Below are 15,124 nucleotides of genomic sequence, written 5' to 3'. Positions count from 1 at the left end.
CCCAGAAAAAAATAGCAGAAAATTATTCTGTAGTCAGAACCAAATAAAGCATATCATTGTTATAATGATAAACAGAGCTTGAAAAAAGATTCTGTAATAATTATGTTAGTAGTATTTGTTTTTTCATATAAGTAGAGTTTGTTATTTGTTTGGTCCGTATGTAACTGTGAAGTTATATACGGATTTTTTATGCCTGAATAGCTCCTGATATCTTTCTGTTACTATTTCTTATAATTCCCATTATGTTTAATAGAATTATAAGAAGTTATCCTGGGACTATCCCACGCAAATTATTTTCAACTTTTATTGACAAAATTATGTTGTATGTTAAATAACTATTCTAACTTCGCACCGCGATGAAAAAAGTATTGTTGATAGTATCGTTTCTGTTTCTGCTTCTTTTGAATATGCAGATAAAGACTGAAGATGAAAATATTTTGTCTCCTGCGAAAACGACTTTTGTCTGCAGTAAGGAAAAACATCCATTCCAAGACGAGTTAAAGAATTATGATTTAAGTCAAAGCTATCATTCAGTCTATTGTCTTACTACTCGTAGCCAGGTGTTGCCAACCCGATGCGAACGTCCGTTTAAAGTGACTACCCGTCTTTTGGAGTTGTTTCTTCAGAAGGAACAAAATATTCTGAATAAAGTATCTGAAACATTTTTAATATCACAATCAGTAAAATTCTCCACTCTTCGTATACGATCAGGCCATTGGGTCTACGTACTGCGGAAAATAATTATTTAGTTTAACATCTTTCTTTTTATTCTTTTTTATTGTCTGCACGTGAATTGGCAGATAATGACTAATAATGACTAATAATGACTAATCATGTACCTAATTAAGGTATTATATTGGATTTTAAATTAAATAATTATGTTAAGTCTATTACTTTCAACCCTTGAAATGATGGCTCTGACCTTCATTATCGGTTTTGTTGTTGCCGGTGTAATCAAGCTTATTGCTGTTTGGGCCGACTCCCTGGAATTTCACCATTCTCACAGTGATGAACTGATGCAATTCGGCAAACTAAATAAATTGCGTGCCAAAATTGGTGAAATATTAGGGCTGGATGTGGTAAATAATGAAGAAGATGTGACTGATGACGAACGCGAAGAATTCCGTCGTGGTGTAAACAGCGATCTTCTCCACATAAAACCGTCCGGATATTATCATGGCGTAAGTCATGGCGCTTCTCATTTGGATCTGATGGATTATTATTATCCACAGGATACTCGCATTATGTACCTCAAAAAAGAGGAACAGCTAATGAGAAAGAACAATACAAACAAAAAGGAGAATCCTTCTATCGAAAAATAAAAACAGATATGGAAAATGTTGATTTTTTTAGTTTGTTCCAAGGCTTTGGAACAATGGTTGCCGGTGGATGGATACTGGCTGTTGCGCGTGTTTTTTTGATTACACTTGGCGGCCTACTCGTTTATTTAGGCTGGAAAGGAGTCCTGGAGCCGATGGTTATGATCCCGATGGGATTAGGAATGGTTGCAATCAATTGTGGTACTTTAATCATGCCGGAAGGTGTATTAGGTAATTTATTCCTGGATCCTATGCTTTCAGATACAGACGAGTTGATGAATACAATGCAGATTGATTTTCTTCAACCCGTATATACGCTGACTTTCAGTAATGGCTTGATTGCCTGTTTTGTGTTTATGGGAATTGGAACATTATTGGATGTGGGCTTTCTGCTTCAGAAGCCTTTTGCCAGTCTTTTCCTGGCTCTTTGTGCGGAACTGGGAACTTTTCTGACGTTACCTATTGCCAGCGCTTTTGGTTTGTCTTTAAGTGAGAGCGCTTCTGTTGCGATGGTTGGCGGTGCAGATGGTCCGATGGTTTTGTTTACATCCCTGATCCTGGCCAAACATTTATTTGTTCCTATTACTGTTGTTGCTTATTTATATCTGGGACTGACCTACGGAGGATATCCTTATCTGGTCAAACTCCTGATCCCGCAGCGTTTGCGTGCCATAAAAATGACCACTACAAAACCTCCCAAAAACTACGATGCTAAAGTTAAACTGGCTTTTTCTGTTATTTTGTGTGCTGTTTTATGCTTTTTATTCCCTGTGGCCTCTCCCCTTTTCTTTTCATTGTTCCTGGGTGTTGCCGTTCGCGAATCAGGCATGAAGCATATTTATGATTTTGTCAGTGGTCCGTTATTGTATGGTTCGACTTTCATGTTGGGGTTGTTATTGGGTGTATTGTGCGATGCTAAGTTGTTACTTGATCCCAAGATCTTGAAATTATTGGTATTAGGAATTACTGCATTGTTATTGTCTGGTATCGGAGGTATCATTGGCGGATATATCATGTATTTCATTAAACGCGGAAATTATAACCCGGTAATCGGTATTGCTGCTGTCAGTTGTGTTCCTACTACTGCTAAAGTAGCACAGAAGCTGGTAAGTAAAGAGAACCCGGACTCTTTCATTTTAGGTGATGCGTTAGGTGCTAATATTTCAGGTGTTATTACGTCTGCAATTATTACAGGTATTTATATAACGATTATCCCTTATCTGTAAAGGGCTGTATCACTACTGATAGAAAATAGCTGATCCCGAGTATATATATAAAAATAGCCATCTCAACAGAGACGGCTATTTTTATATATAATGAAATGATTATTATTTGTTCATTTCAGCTTCGATAGCTTCCAGTTCCGGACCCATGTTCAGATTATAATAGATACCTCTTAAAGCAACCATATATTCTGATTCGCTAGGTTTCATTTCGTGAGCTTTCTGGAAATAAGGAAGAGCTTGTTTGAAAAGATCTTTTGCAATAGTTAATTCTTCCTGATATTTCTTGCTATCATTGATCATGTTAGCTTCACCCTGTTTGTTTACAGCCTGGTTGTAATATATACGTCCCAAAGCAGACATCGATTCAACACTTTCCGGATTGACTTCTAAAGCTTTCTTAAATGTTTCTTCTGCTTTTGCATAATCTTTAATACCTGTTTCGTAAACAATTCCTAATGCATGATACAGCTGACTATCAGAAGGTTTCTGTGCAATTGCAGTGTTCAGATAACTTATTGCTTTTTCGTTTTGACTTGACTGGATGTAAGCGTCAATTAAACTCATCAGGAAGAACTCTTCATTGGGGAATTTTGCATAACCTTCTTCAAGAGTCTTAACATAGTTTACACTGTCACCAGCCTGTTTGTATTCGTAAGACAAATACTGGTAAACATCATTCAGTCTGAAATCTGAACTTTTTGCACGTTCCAGAGCTTTGATTGCTATAGGAGAATCCTGCAATTGAGTAGCTGCAACAGCTGCATAGAACTGAACAGTCATGAAAGTAGAATCTTTTTCAGCAGTCTGAGTTCCTTCGAACATAGGCAGTTCAGAGATTTCCAGATACTGGTTGAAGAAGTCATAAGCCTTCTTATAATCCTTCTGATCGAAATAGTAAGCACCACCGTTAAAGAAATATACATGGTCAGCACCTAAAATACTCTTAATGTCTTTAGAATATTTAGGTTTGATTTTACCTTTTTCGTTAGGAAGCTGATCCAGTTCGTAAGCCTTCTTGAAATAAGGAAGGATAGCACCTAATGCTTCGTACATAACTGGTTCATTCGGCTGTTGTCCTAAAATCTGTTTTGTTCTTTCAGCACTGAACTGCTGGTCTTCGATAAAACCTGCAACATACCATGCCTGGGCGTCATCCTTTGTTTCAGGATTTTCCAAAGCACCTTTGATTAAGGCTCTTGCTTCAGTGAAGTCTGCCTTGTCTCCTTTTGCTATTCCTTGCGCCTCCTTAACGGCTTTCTTTTGAGCGAAAGAGGCAGATGATGCTGCAACACATAGTGCAACTGTTAATAATAATCGTTTCATTGTGATAGTAATTTGAGATTAATATTTCTATTTGTTTAAATTATTCATTTGTTGTCTCTTCAGTATCATTTGCGATATCTTCAGATCCATCAAAACCGGTTAATTCTTCATTATTTTCATTCTGAGCATCCAGTTCAGCGCTTTCTTCATCTACCTGCTCATCCGGTTCGGACAATACCTTACATACCGAGGCTATTTCATCATTACGTTTACCCAGGTTGATCAGGCGAACACCTTGAGTTGCACGGCCGATGACGTTCAGATCTGTTACTTTCATACGGATAGCGATACCTGACTTGTTAATGATCATGATGTCATTTTCCTCTGTCACATTCTTGATGGCAACCAGTTTTCCAGTTTTATCAGTAATGTTGATCGTCTTGACACCTTTACCGCCACGGTTAGTCATTCGGTAATCTTCCACATTCGAACGTTTTCCGTAACCCTGTTCAGATACAACCAGTACAGTATCGGTTTCCTTATTCTTGATACATACCATACCTACCACTTCGTCGGAAGGATCATTATCCAATGTCATACCTCTAACGCCGGAAGCAGTACGTCCCATGACGCGAACCGCACTTTCGTGGAAACGAATAGCCCGTCCGTTACGGTTAGCAATCAGTACTTCGTTGTCTCCGTTGGTCATACATACTTCGATCAGGCCGTCGTCTTCACGCAATGTGATCGCATTTACGCCATTCTGACGCGGACGTGAGTATGCTTCAAGCAATGTTTTCTTGATAACACCCTTCTTGGTACAGAACAACAGATAATGTGAATTGATAAATTCGGTGTCGGTAGTCAGCTTCTTCACGCGGATAAAGGCGTTTACTTTATCATCCGCTTCAATGTTCAATAAGTTCTGGATGGCTCTACCCTTTGCATTCTTAGCTCCTTCCGGAATTTCATATACTTTCAGCCAGTAGCACTTGCCTTTTGCTGTAAAGATCAACAAAGTGGCATGCATAGAAGCCGGATAGATATATTCCACGAAGTCTTCGTCGCGTGTTACCGAGCCTTTCGCTCCTACTCCGCCGCGTCCTTGTGCACGGAATTCACTCAGCGGCGTACGTTTGATGTATCCCATGTGGGAAATAGTGATGATCATCTCATCATCGGCATAGAAATCTTCAGGATTCAGTTCTTCCGAAGCATATACGATATCTGTTTTACGTTCGTCGCCAAACTTATCTTTTACTTCTTGTAATTCTCCTTTGATAACGTCCATACGAACATCTTCATTTTCAAGAATCTCTTTCAAACGGGCGATCAACTTTTCAATTTCTTCGTATTCTGCACGCAGTTTGTCCTGTTCCAGTCCGGTCAACTGGCGAAGTCTCATTTCAACGATTGCACGTGCCTGAACATCCGATAAAGAGAAACGTTCCATTAAACGTTCGATGGCTTCGTTCGGGCTCTTGGATGATTTGATGATAGCAATTACTTCGTCGATATTATCAGAAGCAATGATCAAACCTTCCAGGATATGCGCTCTTTCTTCAGCCTTCTTCAGTTCGAAACGGGTACGACGGATAACAACTTCATGGCGATGTTCAATAAAAGCCTTGATCATATCCTTCAGGTTTAACTGTCTCGGACGGCCGTTAACCAAAGCGATATTGTTTACACTGAAAGAAGATTGCAGGGCAGTCAGCTTATATAATTTATTCAGTACAACGCCTGAATTGGCATCACGTTTCACGTCGACGACGATACGCATACCGTTACGGTCTGACTCATCGTTTACATTAGAAATACCCTCGATACGCTTGTCATTAACCAGGTCGGCTATATACTTGATCAGTTCTGCCTTATTAACAAGGTAAGGGATTTCAGTGATAATAATCTTTTCGTGATTATTTTCTACTTCAATTTCTGCTTTACCACGAAGAATGATACGTCCTCTACCGGTTTCGAATGCTTCTTTTACACCGGCATATCCGTAAATTGTAGCACCAGTCGGGAAGTCGGGCGCTTTGATGTATTGCATCAATCCTTCTACATCAATATCTCCGCGAGCGTCGATATAGGCAATACATCCGTCGAGTACTTCACTCAAATTGTGTGTCGGCATATTGGTTGCCATACCAACTGCGATACCAGAACCACCATTTACCAGCAGGTTAGGAATACGGGTCGGCAATACAGTCGGTTCTTTCAGTGTGTCATCGAAGTTCAACTGAAAATCTACCGTATCCTTCTCGATATCCCGGAGCATTTCCTCGGCAAGTTTACTTAATCTTGCCTCGGTGTAACGCATAGCGGCAGGACTGTCACCGTCCACTGAACCGAAGTTTCCCTGTCCATCAACCAACGTATAACGCATAGACCATGTTTGTGCCATACGAACCATTGCGAAATAGACGGACGAGTCGCCATGTGGATGATATTTACCTAAAACTTCACCAACAATTCTCGCAGATTTTTTATAAGGTTTGTCGGATGTATTACCCAATTCATTCATTCCAAACAAAATACGACGATGAACCGGTTTAAAACCATCCCTAACATCCGGAAGGGCGCGCGAAACAATAACAGACATTGAATAGTCAATGTATGCCGATTTCATTTCCTCCTCGATGTTAATCTTAATAATTCTGTCTTGATCAACCATTTAGTTTTATATTAATTACACTCAATATCTCACCTTTTAAAAAGTGCACTAAGGTAACGCTTTTCCCATTATCACGAAAGTTTTTACGCTGAAATTTTATTATTCAGAAATATTGGGGGTTTCTTAAGGAATAATGGCATGAAATTTGTTAGGTATATATAGAGAGTTTATTAATTTTGCATTCACAGTACATTATTATAATAGATAAGGATTCATATAATATGAAAAATAATTATTCGAAAAGGCTGATCGACGTTATAGAGTATAGCCGCGAAGAAGCCGCCAGGCTTCAGAACAGTTATATCGGGCCGGAACACTTAATGCTTGGTATCATCCGCGACGGTGATGGCAAAGCCATGCAGTTGCTGCATGATTTGCATGCCGACGTATTCGATATAAAGAAGAGGATTGAGCAGGAGATCAAAAATACATTTGAAACTGAAGAGTCCGAATTACACGATATAGCCATCAGTAAAACAACTGAACGCGTATTGCGCATGAGTATGCTAGAGTCACGTTTGTTTAAAACAGACGAGACGGGTACGGAACATCTGCTTCTTGCTATTCTGAAAGAAGAGTTCAATGTTGCCGCCAAAGTATTGGGTGAAGCCGGTATAAACTACCGTAACGTATATAACAATCTGGCAAACGGAACAAACATGAACCGTATGGAAGAACTGGAAGAGATAGACGAAATCAGTGACGGTTATACGGATGACGAGGACGATGAAGAAGAAGATTTCTCTTCACGTAAGGAATCCCCCCGCTCCTCTTCAGGTACCGGTGCCGCACAGTCCAAGTCACCGAACGATACTCCGGTATTGGACAATTTTGGTACGGATATGACACGTGCCGCTGCCGAAAACCGCTTGGACCCGATTGTTGGTCGTGAGAAAGAGATTGAACGCCTGGCACAGATTTTAAGCCGGCGTAAAAAGAACAATCCGGTACTGATCGGTGAACCGGGGGTGGGTAAGTCTGCTATTGTAGAAGGACTTGCCCTGCGCATTATCCAGCGTAAAGTATCACGTGTGTTGTTCGATAAGCGGGTGATCAGTCTGGATATGGCCTCTATCGTGGCCGGAACAAAATACCGCGGACAGTTTGAAGAACGTATCAAAGCAATTTTGAACGAACTTTCAAAGAATCCGAACATCATTCTGTTTATCGATGAAATACATACCATTGTCGGAGCAGGATCGGCTTCCGGTTCTATGGACGCTGCCAATATGCTGAAACCGGCGCTGGCACGTGGTGAAATACAATGTATCGGTGCTACGACGCTGGATGAATATCGTAAAAACATCGAGAAAGACGGTGCTTTGGAACGTCGTTTCCAGAAAGTGATTGTCGACCCGACAACAGCAGAAGAGACATTGCAGATTCTGAAAAATATCAAGCCCCGTTATGAAGAACATCACAATGTGATCTATACGGACGAGGCGCTGGATGCTTGTGTAAAGCTGACGGAACGATATATCAGCGACCGTAACTTCCCGGATAAGGCAATCGATGCTTTGGACGAGGCCGGTTCTCGCGTACATATATCTAATATTACAGTACCGAAGAGTATCGAGGAACTGGAAGCAAAAATAGAAGATACGAAAACCGAAAAACTGGCTGCCGTAAAGTCACAGAACTTCGAACTGGCTGCAAGTTTCCGTGATAAAGAACGTCAGTATCTGTTGCAGCTGGAAGCAGCGAAAGCTAAGTGGGAACAGGAATTGCAGGAACATCGTGAAACAGTAGACGAAGACAAAGTAGCTGAAGTGGTAGCCATGATGTCAGGCGTACCTGTTCAGCGTATTGCCAAAGCAGAAAACCTGAGACTGCTGGAAATGGCAGACAACTTGAAGAAGCAGGTAGTCGGCCAGGACGATGCCGTCCAGAAGATCGTAAAAGCGATCCAGCGCAACCGTGTAGGATTGAAAGACCCGAACAAACCGATCGGAACCTTTATGTTCCTCGGCCCAACTGGTGTAGGTAAAACTCACTTGGCTAAAAAGTTGGCTGAATATCTGTTTGATTCGGCTGATTCATTGATTCGTATCGATATGAGTGAATATCTCGAAAAGTTCGCGGTTTCCCGCCTGATCGGTGCACCTCCGGGATATGTAGGTTACGAGGAAGGTGGCCAGCTGACGGAAAAGGTTCGTCGTAAACCCTACTCCGTTGTATTGCTCGACGAGATCGAAAAAGCGCATCCGGATGTATTCAACTTGCTGTTGCAGGTATTGGACGAAGGTCGCCTGACTGACAGTCTTGGCAGACGGATCGACTTCAAGAATACGATTCTGATCATGACTTCCAATATCGGAACACGTCAGTTGAAAGACTTCGGCCGTGGCGTCGGATTCAGTTCGCAGGCAGCCGGTGAAATGGATAAGGACTTCTCTCGTGGTGTGATTCAGAAAGCACTGAATAAAGCATTCGCTCCTGAATTTCTGAACCGTGTCGACGATATCATCATGTTCGACCAGCTTGATAAAGATGCGATCCACAAGATCATTGATATTGAGTTACAAGGACTTTACAAACGTGTTTGTGGTCTGGGCTACGAACTGGTACTTACCGACGAGGCAAAAGATTTCATTGCAACGAAAGGCTACGATGTGCAGTTTGGCGCCCGTCCGCTGAAGCGTGCCATCCAGAAATATCTGGAAGATGAAATGGCCGAGTTGATAATCCGTGCATCCGTTGGCGAAGGCGACAAGATCGTTGTAGACTTCAATAAAGATGAACAGAAAATAGTAACATCCGTACAAAAGAAAGGACAGGAATAAGTCGTTTCTTCCGGTAATAAAGTCAAAATGTCAGATAGAACCTATCTGGCATTTTTTTTGTTTATATCGTAACGTCAAACGAATTATTATAACATTAAAAATATAAACAAAATGGCTAAACAAGGAAACATAGGTGTTACAAGTGAGAACATCTTCCCTATCATCAAGAAGTTTTTGTATAGTGATCACGAAATCTTCCTTCGTGAATTAGTATCGAATGCTGTGGATGCTACACAGAAATTGAAAACCCTGGCATCTGTCGGTGAATTTAAAGGAGAGCTGGGCGACCTGACCGTTCAGGTTAGTTTCGACGACAAGATCATCAAGATTTCTGACCGTGGTATCGGTATGACAGCCGAAGAAATTGACAAATACATTAACCAGATCGCATTTTCCGGTGCTGAAGAGTTCGTAGAAAAATATAAGAACGATGCAGCTGCTATTATCGGACATTTCGGTCTTGGTTTCTATTCTTCTTTCATGGTTTCAAAGAAAGTGGAAATTGTAACCAAATCTTATAAAGAAGGCGCTGTTCCTATGAAATGGAGTTGCGACGGAACTCCCGAATATACGTTGGAAGAAACACAGAAAGACGACCGTGGTACAGATATTATCCTGTATATCGACGACGAAAACAAGGACTTTCTGAATAAAGACAAGATCAGCGGCCTGCTGACAAAATACTGCCGTTTCCTCCCCGTTCCTATCGCATTCGGTAAAAAGCAGGAATGGAAAGACGGTAAATATGTCGATACCGACGAAGATAACATCATCAACGATATCACTCCGGCATGGGTTCGCAAACCGGCCGATATGACTGATGAAGACTATAAGAAATTCTATCGCGACCTGTATCCAATGTCGGAAGAACCATTGTTCTGGATTCACTTGAATGTGGATTATCCGTTCAACCTGACCGGTATCCTCTACTTCCCGCGCATCAAGAGTAACCTCGACCTGCATCGCAATAAGATCCAGTTATACAGCAACCAGGTATTTGTAACCGATTCTGTAGAAGGTATCGTTCCTGAATTCCTGACATTGTTGCACGGCGTACTCGATTCTCCGGATATTCCATTGAACGTTTCCCGTTCTTATTTGCAGAGCGACCAGAATGTGAAAAAAATTTCCAATCATATCACAAAGAAAGTGGCCGACCGCCTGGAAGAAATGTTTAAAAACGACCGTCCTCAGTTCGAAGAAAAATGGGATAGCCTGAAACTGTTTATCCAGTACGGTATGCTGAGCGACGAAAAGTTCTATGATCGTGGTGCCAAGTTCGCCCTTCTGAAAGACGTAGACGGTAAATATTATACATTTGAAGAATATAAAGCATTGGTGGAAGCCAACCAGACAGATAAGGAAGGAAACCTGATCTATCTGTACACTACGAATGTAAACGACCAGTACAGCTATATCCAGGCCGCTAAAGATAAAGCATACAGTGTATTGATTATGGACGGTCAGCTGGATGTCCATGCTATCAGCCAGATGGAACAGAAATTCGACAAAACCCGTTTTGTTCGTGTGGACAGCGATACGATCGACAATCTGATCCGTAAGGATAACGTTGGTCAGGTTACACTGAATGAAGACCAGAAGAATGCTTTGCAGGAAATGTTCAAAAGCCAACTGCCGAAGATCGAAAAGACCGATTTCATCGTTACATTCGAAGCATTGGGTGAAAACTCTAATCCGGTTATGCTGACCCAGAGCGAATATATGCGTCGTATGCGTGAAATGTCTGCTATGCAGCCGGGAATGTCATTCTACGGAGAAATGCCTGACAACTACAATCTTGTGTTGAATACCGATCACGAATTGGTTAAGAAGGTACTTTCTGAGGAAGAACAGAACTGCGAAGAAAAACTGAAACCGATCCTAGCGGACCTGAAAGGTTGGAAAGCACGTCAGGAAGACCTTCGTGAAGCGCAGAACAAGAAAAAGGAAGAAGAGATTACTTCTGCTGAAAAAGAAGATATGACAAACACGAACCATAAGATCGACGAACTGACTTCGCAACGTAATGCAATCCTGGCAGAATATGCAGGTAGCAATAAGCTGGTCAGCCAGTTAATCGACCTGGCACTGCTTGCCAACGGTATGCTGAAGGGTGAAGCATTGAGCAAATTTATTAAACGCAGTGTTCAGCTGATCGGATAAATAAGTGAGTTACTCACTATGTATAAAATATCATATAAACCGTTCACCCTTCGCCTGCTTGGCATTAATATGTTATTATACAGATTGCTATAGAGGTGAATGATAGGTGAATGATTGATCGAAAAGGTGAAGGGTTGCTTTAAACCCTTCACCTTTTTTGTTTTATATTACTGCACAGTAATAGCCAGGCTATTATGTATTAACTCAAAAGTCTTTTACTTTTATCTCTGGTACAATAAGCTATTGACTTACCGACCTACGTCGTTAAGCTTGTCGACGTGGTTCGGTAAGCATTGCGACGTATATCGGCAAGCTTAATGACCTACGTCAATAAGCAAACAACTACCTTTTCACGCCTTATCTTCCAATAACTCTGAACTTACTTCCTCGGTATGTATTCATTTATATTTCAAAAGGTGAATGGTTTAAAGTAACCGTTCACCTTTTTCTTTATTCATTCATCTACTATTTACCTTTATAGTAATCTATATGACAGTTTGTTACTATTGTAAAGGTGAAGGGTGAACGGTCTTTTACAGAAAAACTATGTAATTGGAACATGTAGAGACTAGTCATCATTCTGCTTCCACCGTATACCCTTTCAGGTTGGCAAATGTCAGGATGGAGCTGGTGATTGCTTTACCCAGATCGTCTCCGCTGTCATCTCCTTCCTTTTTAAGTTGCTCTTCGATATAAGCCTGGCGTTTGATTGCCAGTTCGGCTATTTCTTTTTGGATAGCTGTTCTCTCCTTTTCCTTTTGGGTGATGATGCTCTTTATTTCTTCTGTAGACTTGTTTTGCAGTTCTTGGGGCAGTTCATCCTTTTTGATGCTCAACAAGACGTTTTGGTCTTCTTTCATCTTATCTACCAGGTCCCATGACGTATTTTTGTAAGCAGATCCGGATTTGCTTACGGCACGTTCGGCATAATTGGCCGACGATATTGTACCGGCATTTTTGTCCTGGGCAATCTGATTCATTTTACGTTCTCTCCCGGTAGAGCCATAACTGATATAAGTATCGTTCAACTTATTGTTGCATAGGATGATCTGCGGGTCAAAAGGTGTTTTGATGGCACGGACAGTCGCATCGGCATTTATATTGAAGAATTTGCCGTTTCCTCTCAAAGCGGCATCCTTCCAATAGTCACGGACACCGATTTCTTCATCACCGCAATGGATTGTATTGACAAATATATTCTTCTTCAAGGCATCGGCAATAGCCGTTTTGTAAGAGACAGAACCCTGCGTAAACTCTTCATTGCCGGCAATATAGACCAGTTTCATATCCGCTTCGTTTTGCCCCCACTCCAACTCTTTTACTGCCCGCTGGATGACTGTACCGCAATACTCTTCGCTTCCGCTGGTTGTCAGGGCGAATAATTCTTTCGAGATCAGGTCGAGATCGACTGTCAAAGGGGTTATTTGCCGGATATAATCACCTTTATACAGCATATAACTGCCATATTCGTATAAGGCAATCTCTATTTCCGGTGTCTCTCCCTTATATTTCAGCGTCGTGAGTGTATTGACTATATTCCACAGACGGGATTTAGCCTGTTCGATCAGTCCCTGCATGCTGCCGGAAGTATCCAGCAGGATAGCAACCTGTATTTTCGTCTTTTTGGCAGTTACGGCATTTGTGACCGGTGTACTGGCAGGCTCTGCATTCGCCGTTACGTTTCTGGCTTCCAGTATGCAGCCTATTGATGTTGTTAATGCTGTGAATAAGACACATAGTAGAATAATTCTTTTCATATTCGGAATTTTTTTAATAGGTTTATGGCTCAAAAATAGAATGTTAATAATTAAGATTCCGGGAAGAATGTGTGAACCGGCGTTTTGAGTTGGTGAAATATAGGATATAAATGTTTTACTTATATTTACTTTACAATCTCAATAAAACATGATATGAACAGACTGATTATATATTTGACAATATGGCTGCTAACAGGTCCCTGCATAACAATGACAGCACAGGATTCCGTTCCTCCTGTCTATCAAAACAGTGCCAGAAAAGCAGTGATGAAACTCTCCACGTCACTGGAAAGCGGAAAGTCGGATTATTCGGTTGCGACGGATTATGAAGCACTGGCAAAAACACTCATGATACAGGGGGAATACGAGAAAGCAATGAATTATCTTATCAGTGCCCGCCAGTTGTTTTACAAAATCAAAAACAATGAAAAGATAGCACGGGTTGACCGTGAAATGGCAAGGATACAGGAGATACAAGGGAAGATACAAGAGGCTATTTTAAGTTATGGCAATGCCGCCCACCTGTCACAGGACACTAATTTTATTGAACTGAATACGAATGATGTGAACCGGTTAAAGAATATCTCAAACCCAGTTGCACAATCTCCTTATATACAGCGAAATATTGAATTACTGAACACCTCCTACAAACCGGAACAACAGGAGGATCGGGTCGCCGCCTTCCATCAGATGGCAAATGTCAACCTGGTCATGGATAATAAGGAAGCCGCCATAGGTAACCTGAACAGCATATTGTCTGAAGTGAAGGACAAACCGGTAGAAACCATCAAGGTACAAAGAGAAATTGCCAAAGTATATGCCGCCGATAGCCAACAGGTAAAAGCTCTCGCCTCCCTTCAGCAATCCTATGATATGGCGTTGAAGGAGGGCCATACGATAGAGGCTAAGAAAAGCCTGGAACAGCTGGTCGAGCAATACAGGAAAGGGAACCAGCAACGGAAAGCCTTGGACTTATATGCAGACTTTATGGAAAAACTGGAACCGCTGGTTAAATCGGACAGCACACTGATAGACCAGAAATTCTTTCAGGCACATGAAGCCCGTATCGCCCAGTTGGAGAAAGAACGTATCCTGAAAGACGAACTGATCAGAAAGAAAAACACCTTCAACTATGTACTGATCGGCTCGATTGTCCTGATCCTTATTTTTCTCGTGTTTATCGTCAAAGCCTGGTATTCCATCAGACGGAAGAATAAAAAGATAGCCCTCCAGTCGTTGCGCCGTGAGATGAATCCTCATTTCATCTTCAACAGCCTGAATAGTGTGAATCAGTTTATTGCCCAGAATAATGAGTTGGAGGCGAATAAGTATCTTTCCTCCTATTCCCGCCTGATGCGAAATATAATGGAAAACTCCAATAAAGACTTTACGCCGCTCTCGACGGAGCTCGAACAATTGAAAGAATACCTCGATCTGGAACACATGCGTTTCAGCGATAAGTTTGTTTACGAGACAGATGTGGATGAATCGCTTGACACCGACCATATATCTGTGCCTAACATGCTGATACAACCCCAGTTGGAAAATGCGATCTGGCATGGCTTACGGTATAAAGAGTCCGGTGGCCTGCTGAAACTGTCCGTAAAGCCGGAAGGCAATAGTCTTTGTGTTAAAATCGAAGACAATGGGATCGGACTGAAAAAAAGCAACGAGCTTAAAACCCGGCACCAGAAAGAGCATCATTCACGCGGCCTGACTAATACCCGTGAGCGTATCAACCTATTGAACAGCTTGTACGGTATGCATATCACGATCGAAATTACTGAGAAGGAAGGAGATGATGAAGATACAGGCGTGATCGTCCTGCTCAGATTCCCCCTTATTGTCTGATTGCGCATGAAATTTTGTTATAGGATATATTTATTATTTTTTGCTAATGATAATTATATCCTGTAAGTTTGTTGCTTAAATCATT

8 protein-coding genes are annotated in these 15,124 nt (G+C 41.4%); 5 read left to right on the top strand and 3 right to left on the bottom strand.

The features are described from left to right. Window positions 1–878: 878 nt before the first annotated feature. Window positions 879–1,322 (top strand): hypothetical protein, encoded by a 444-nt coding sequence (locus C825_RS15730; RefSeq protein WP_007656613.1) that lies wholly within the window; start codon window positions 879–881, stop codon window positions 1,320–1,322. 8 nt (window positions 1,323–1,330) lie between these two features. Beyond that, on the top strand, window positions 1,331–2,545 hold the full coding sequence (locus C825_RS15725) for a sodium ion-translocating decarboxylase subunit beta (protein ID WP_007656615.1): 1,215 nt from the start codon (window positions 1,331–1,333) through the stop codon (window positions 2,543–2,545). 102 nt (window positions 2,546–2,647) lie between these two features. Here C825_RS15725 and C825_RS15720 read toward each other — a convergent pair whose 3' ends face one another. Together C825_RS15720 and gyrA are read right to left on the bottom strand one after the other, a co-directional pair. After that, entirely contained in the window at window positions 2,648–3,868 is a 1,221-nt protein-coding gene (locus C825_RS15720; RefSeq protein ID WP_007656617.1) for a tetratricopeptide repeat protein, read from the bottom strand. Between the two features lie 40 nt (window positions 3,869–3,908). Further along, the gene (gene gyrA / locus C825_RS15715; RefSeq protein ID WP_007656618.1) at window positions 3,909–6,485 is read right to left on the bottom strand and encodes a DNA gyrase subunit A; all 2,577 of its coding nucleotides are present in this window, start codon (window positions 6,483–6,485) and stop codon (window positions 3,909–3,911) included. A gap of 221 nt (window positions 6,486–6,706) precedes the next feature. Between gyrA and C825_RS15710 the strand changes: the two genes are divergently transcribed. Both C825_RS15710 and htpG read left to right on the top strand, forming a co-directional pair. Continuing rightward, window positions 6,707–9,268, top strand: coding sequence for an ATP-dependent Clp protease ATP-binding subunit (locus C825_RS15710; protein ID WP_010803162.1), 2,562 nt, complete (start codon window positions 6,707–6,709; stop codon window positions 9,266–9,268). Between the two features lie 111 nt (window positions 9,269–9,379). Beyond that, window positions 9,380–11,431 (top strand): molecular chaperone HtpG, encoded by a 2,052-nt coding sequence (gene htpG / locus C825_RS15705; RefSeq protein ID WP_010803161.1) that lies wholly within the window; start codon window positions 9,380–9,382, stop codon window positions 11,429–11,431. Window positions 11,432–12,006: 575 nt separating this feature from the next. Here htpG and C825_RS15700 read toward each other — a convergent pair. Further along, window positions 12,007–13,188 carry a vWA domain-containing protein gene (locus tag C825_RS15700; RefSeq protein WP_010803160.1) on the bottom strand — a complete coding sequence of 394 codons (1,182 nt, stop codon included), beginning with the start codon at window positions 13,186–13,188 and terminating at the stop codon, window positions 12,007–12,009. Between the two features lie 153 nt (window positions 13,189–13,341). On the opposite strand from C825_RS15700, the gene C825_RS15695 reads away from it, so the two are divergent. After that, window positions 13,342–15,039, top strand: coding sequence for a tetratricopeptide repeat-containing sensor histidine kinase (locus C825_RS15695; protein ID WP_010803159.1), 1,698 nt, complete (start codon window positions 13,342–13,344; stop codon window positions 15,037–15,039). The last annotated feature ends 85 nt before the right edge of the window (window positions 15,040–15,124 follow it).

Origin of the sequence: Parabacteroides sp. ASF519 (genome assembly GCF_000364265.2) — a bacterium.
GTDB lineage: Bacteria > Bacteroidota > Bacteroidia > Bacteroidales > Tannerellaceae > Parabacteroides > Parabacteroides goldsteinii.
Note: the sequence above shows the minus strand (reverse complement) of the source record. Positions and strands in the feature narration are given on the sequence as shown.

What these genes read in the sequence shown, in the direction of transcription:
- C825_RS15730 (WP_007656613.1), top strand. Translation starts at nt 879, where the DNA reads ATGTTAAGTCTATTACTTTCAACCCTTGAAATGATGGCTCTGACCTTC.
- C825_RS15725 (WP_007656615.1), top strand. Translation starts at nt 1,331, where the DNA reads ATGGAAAATGTTGATTTTTTTAGTTTGTTCCAAGGCTTTGGAACAATG.
- C825_RS15720 (WP_007656617.1), bottom strand. Translation starts at nt 3,868, where the DNA reads ATGAAACGATTATTATTAACAGTTGCACTATGTGTTGCAGCATCATCT.
- gyrA (WP_007656618.1), bottom strand. Translation starts at nt 6,485, where the DNA reads ATGGTTGATCAAGACAGAATTATTAAGATTAACATCGAGGAGGAAATG.
- C825_RS15710 (WP_010803162.1), top strand. Translation starts at nt 6,707, where the DNA reads ATGAAAAATAATTATTCGAAAAGGCTGATCGACGTTATAGAGTATAGC.
- htpG (WP_010803161.1), top strand. Translation starts at nt 9,380, where the DNA reads ATGGCTAAACAAGGAAACATAGGTGTTACAAGTGAGAACATCTTCCCT.
- C825_RS15700 (WP_010803160.1), bottom strand. Translation starts at nt 13,188, where the DNA reads ATGAAAAGAATTATTCTACTATGTGTCTTATTCACAGCATTAACAACA.
- C825_RS15695 (WP_010803159.1), top strand. Translation starts at nt 13,342, where the DNA reads ATGAACAGACTGATTATATATTTGACAATATGGCTGCTAACAGGTCCC.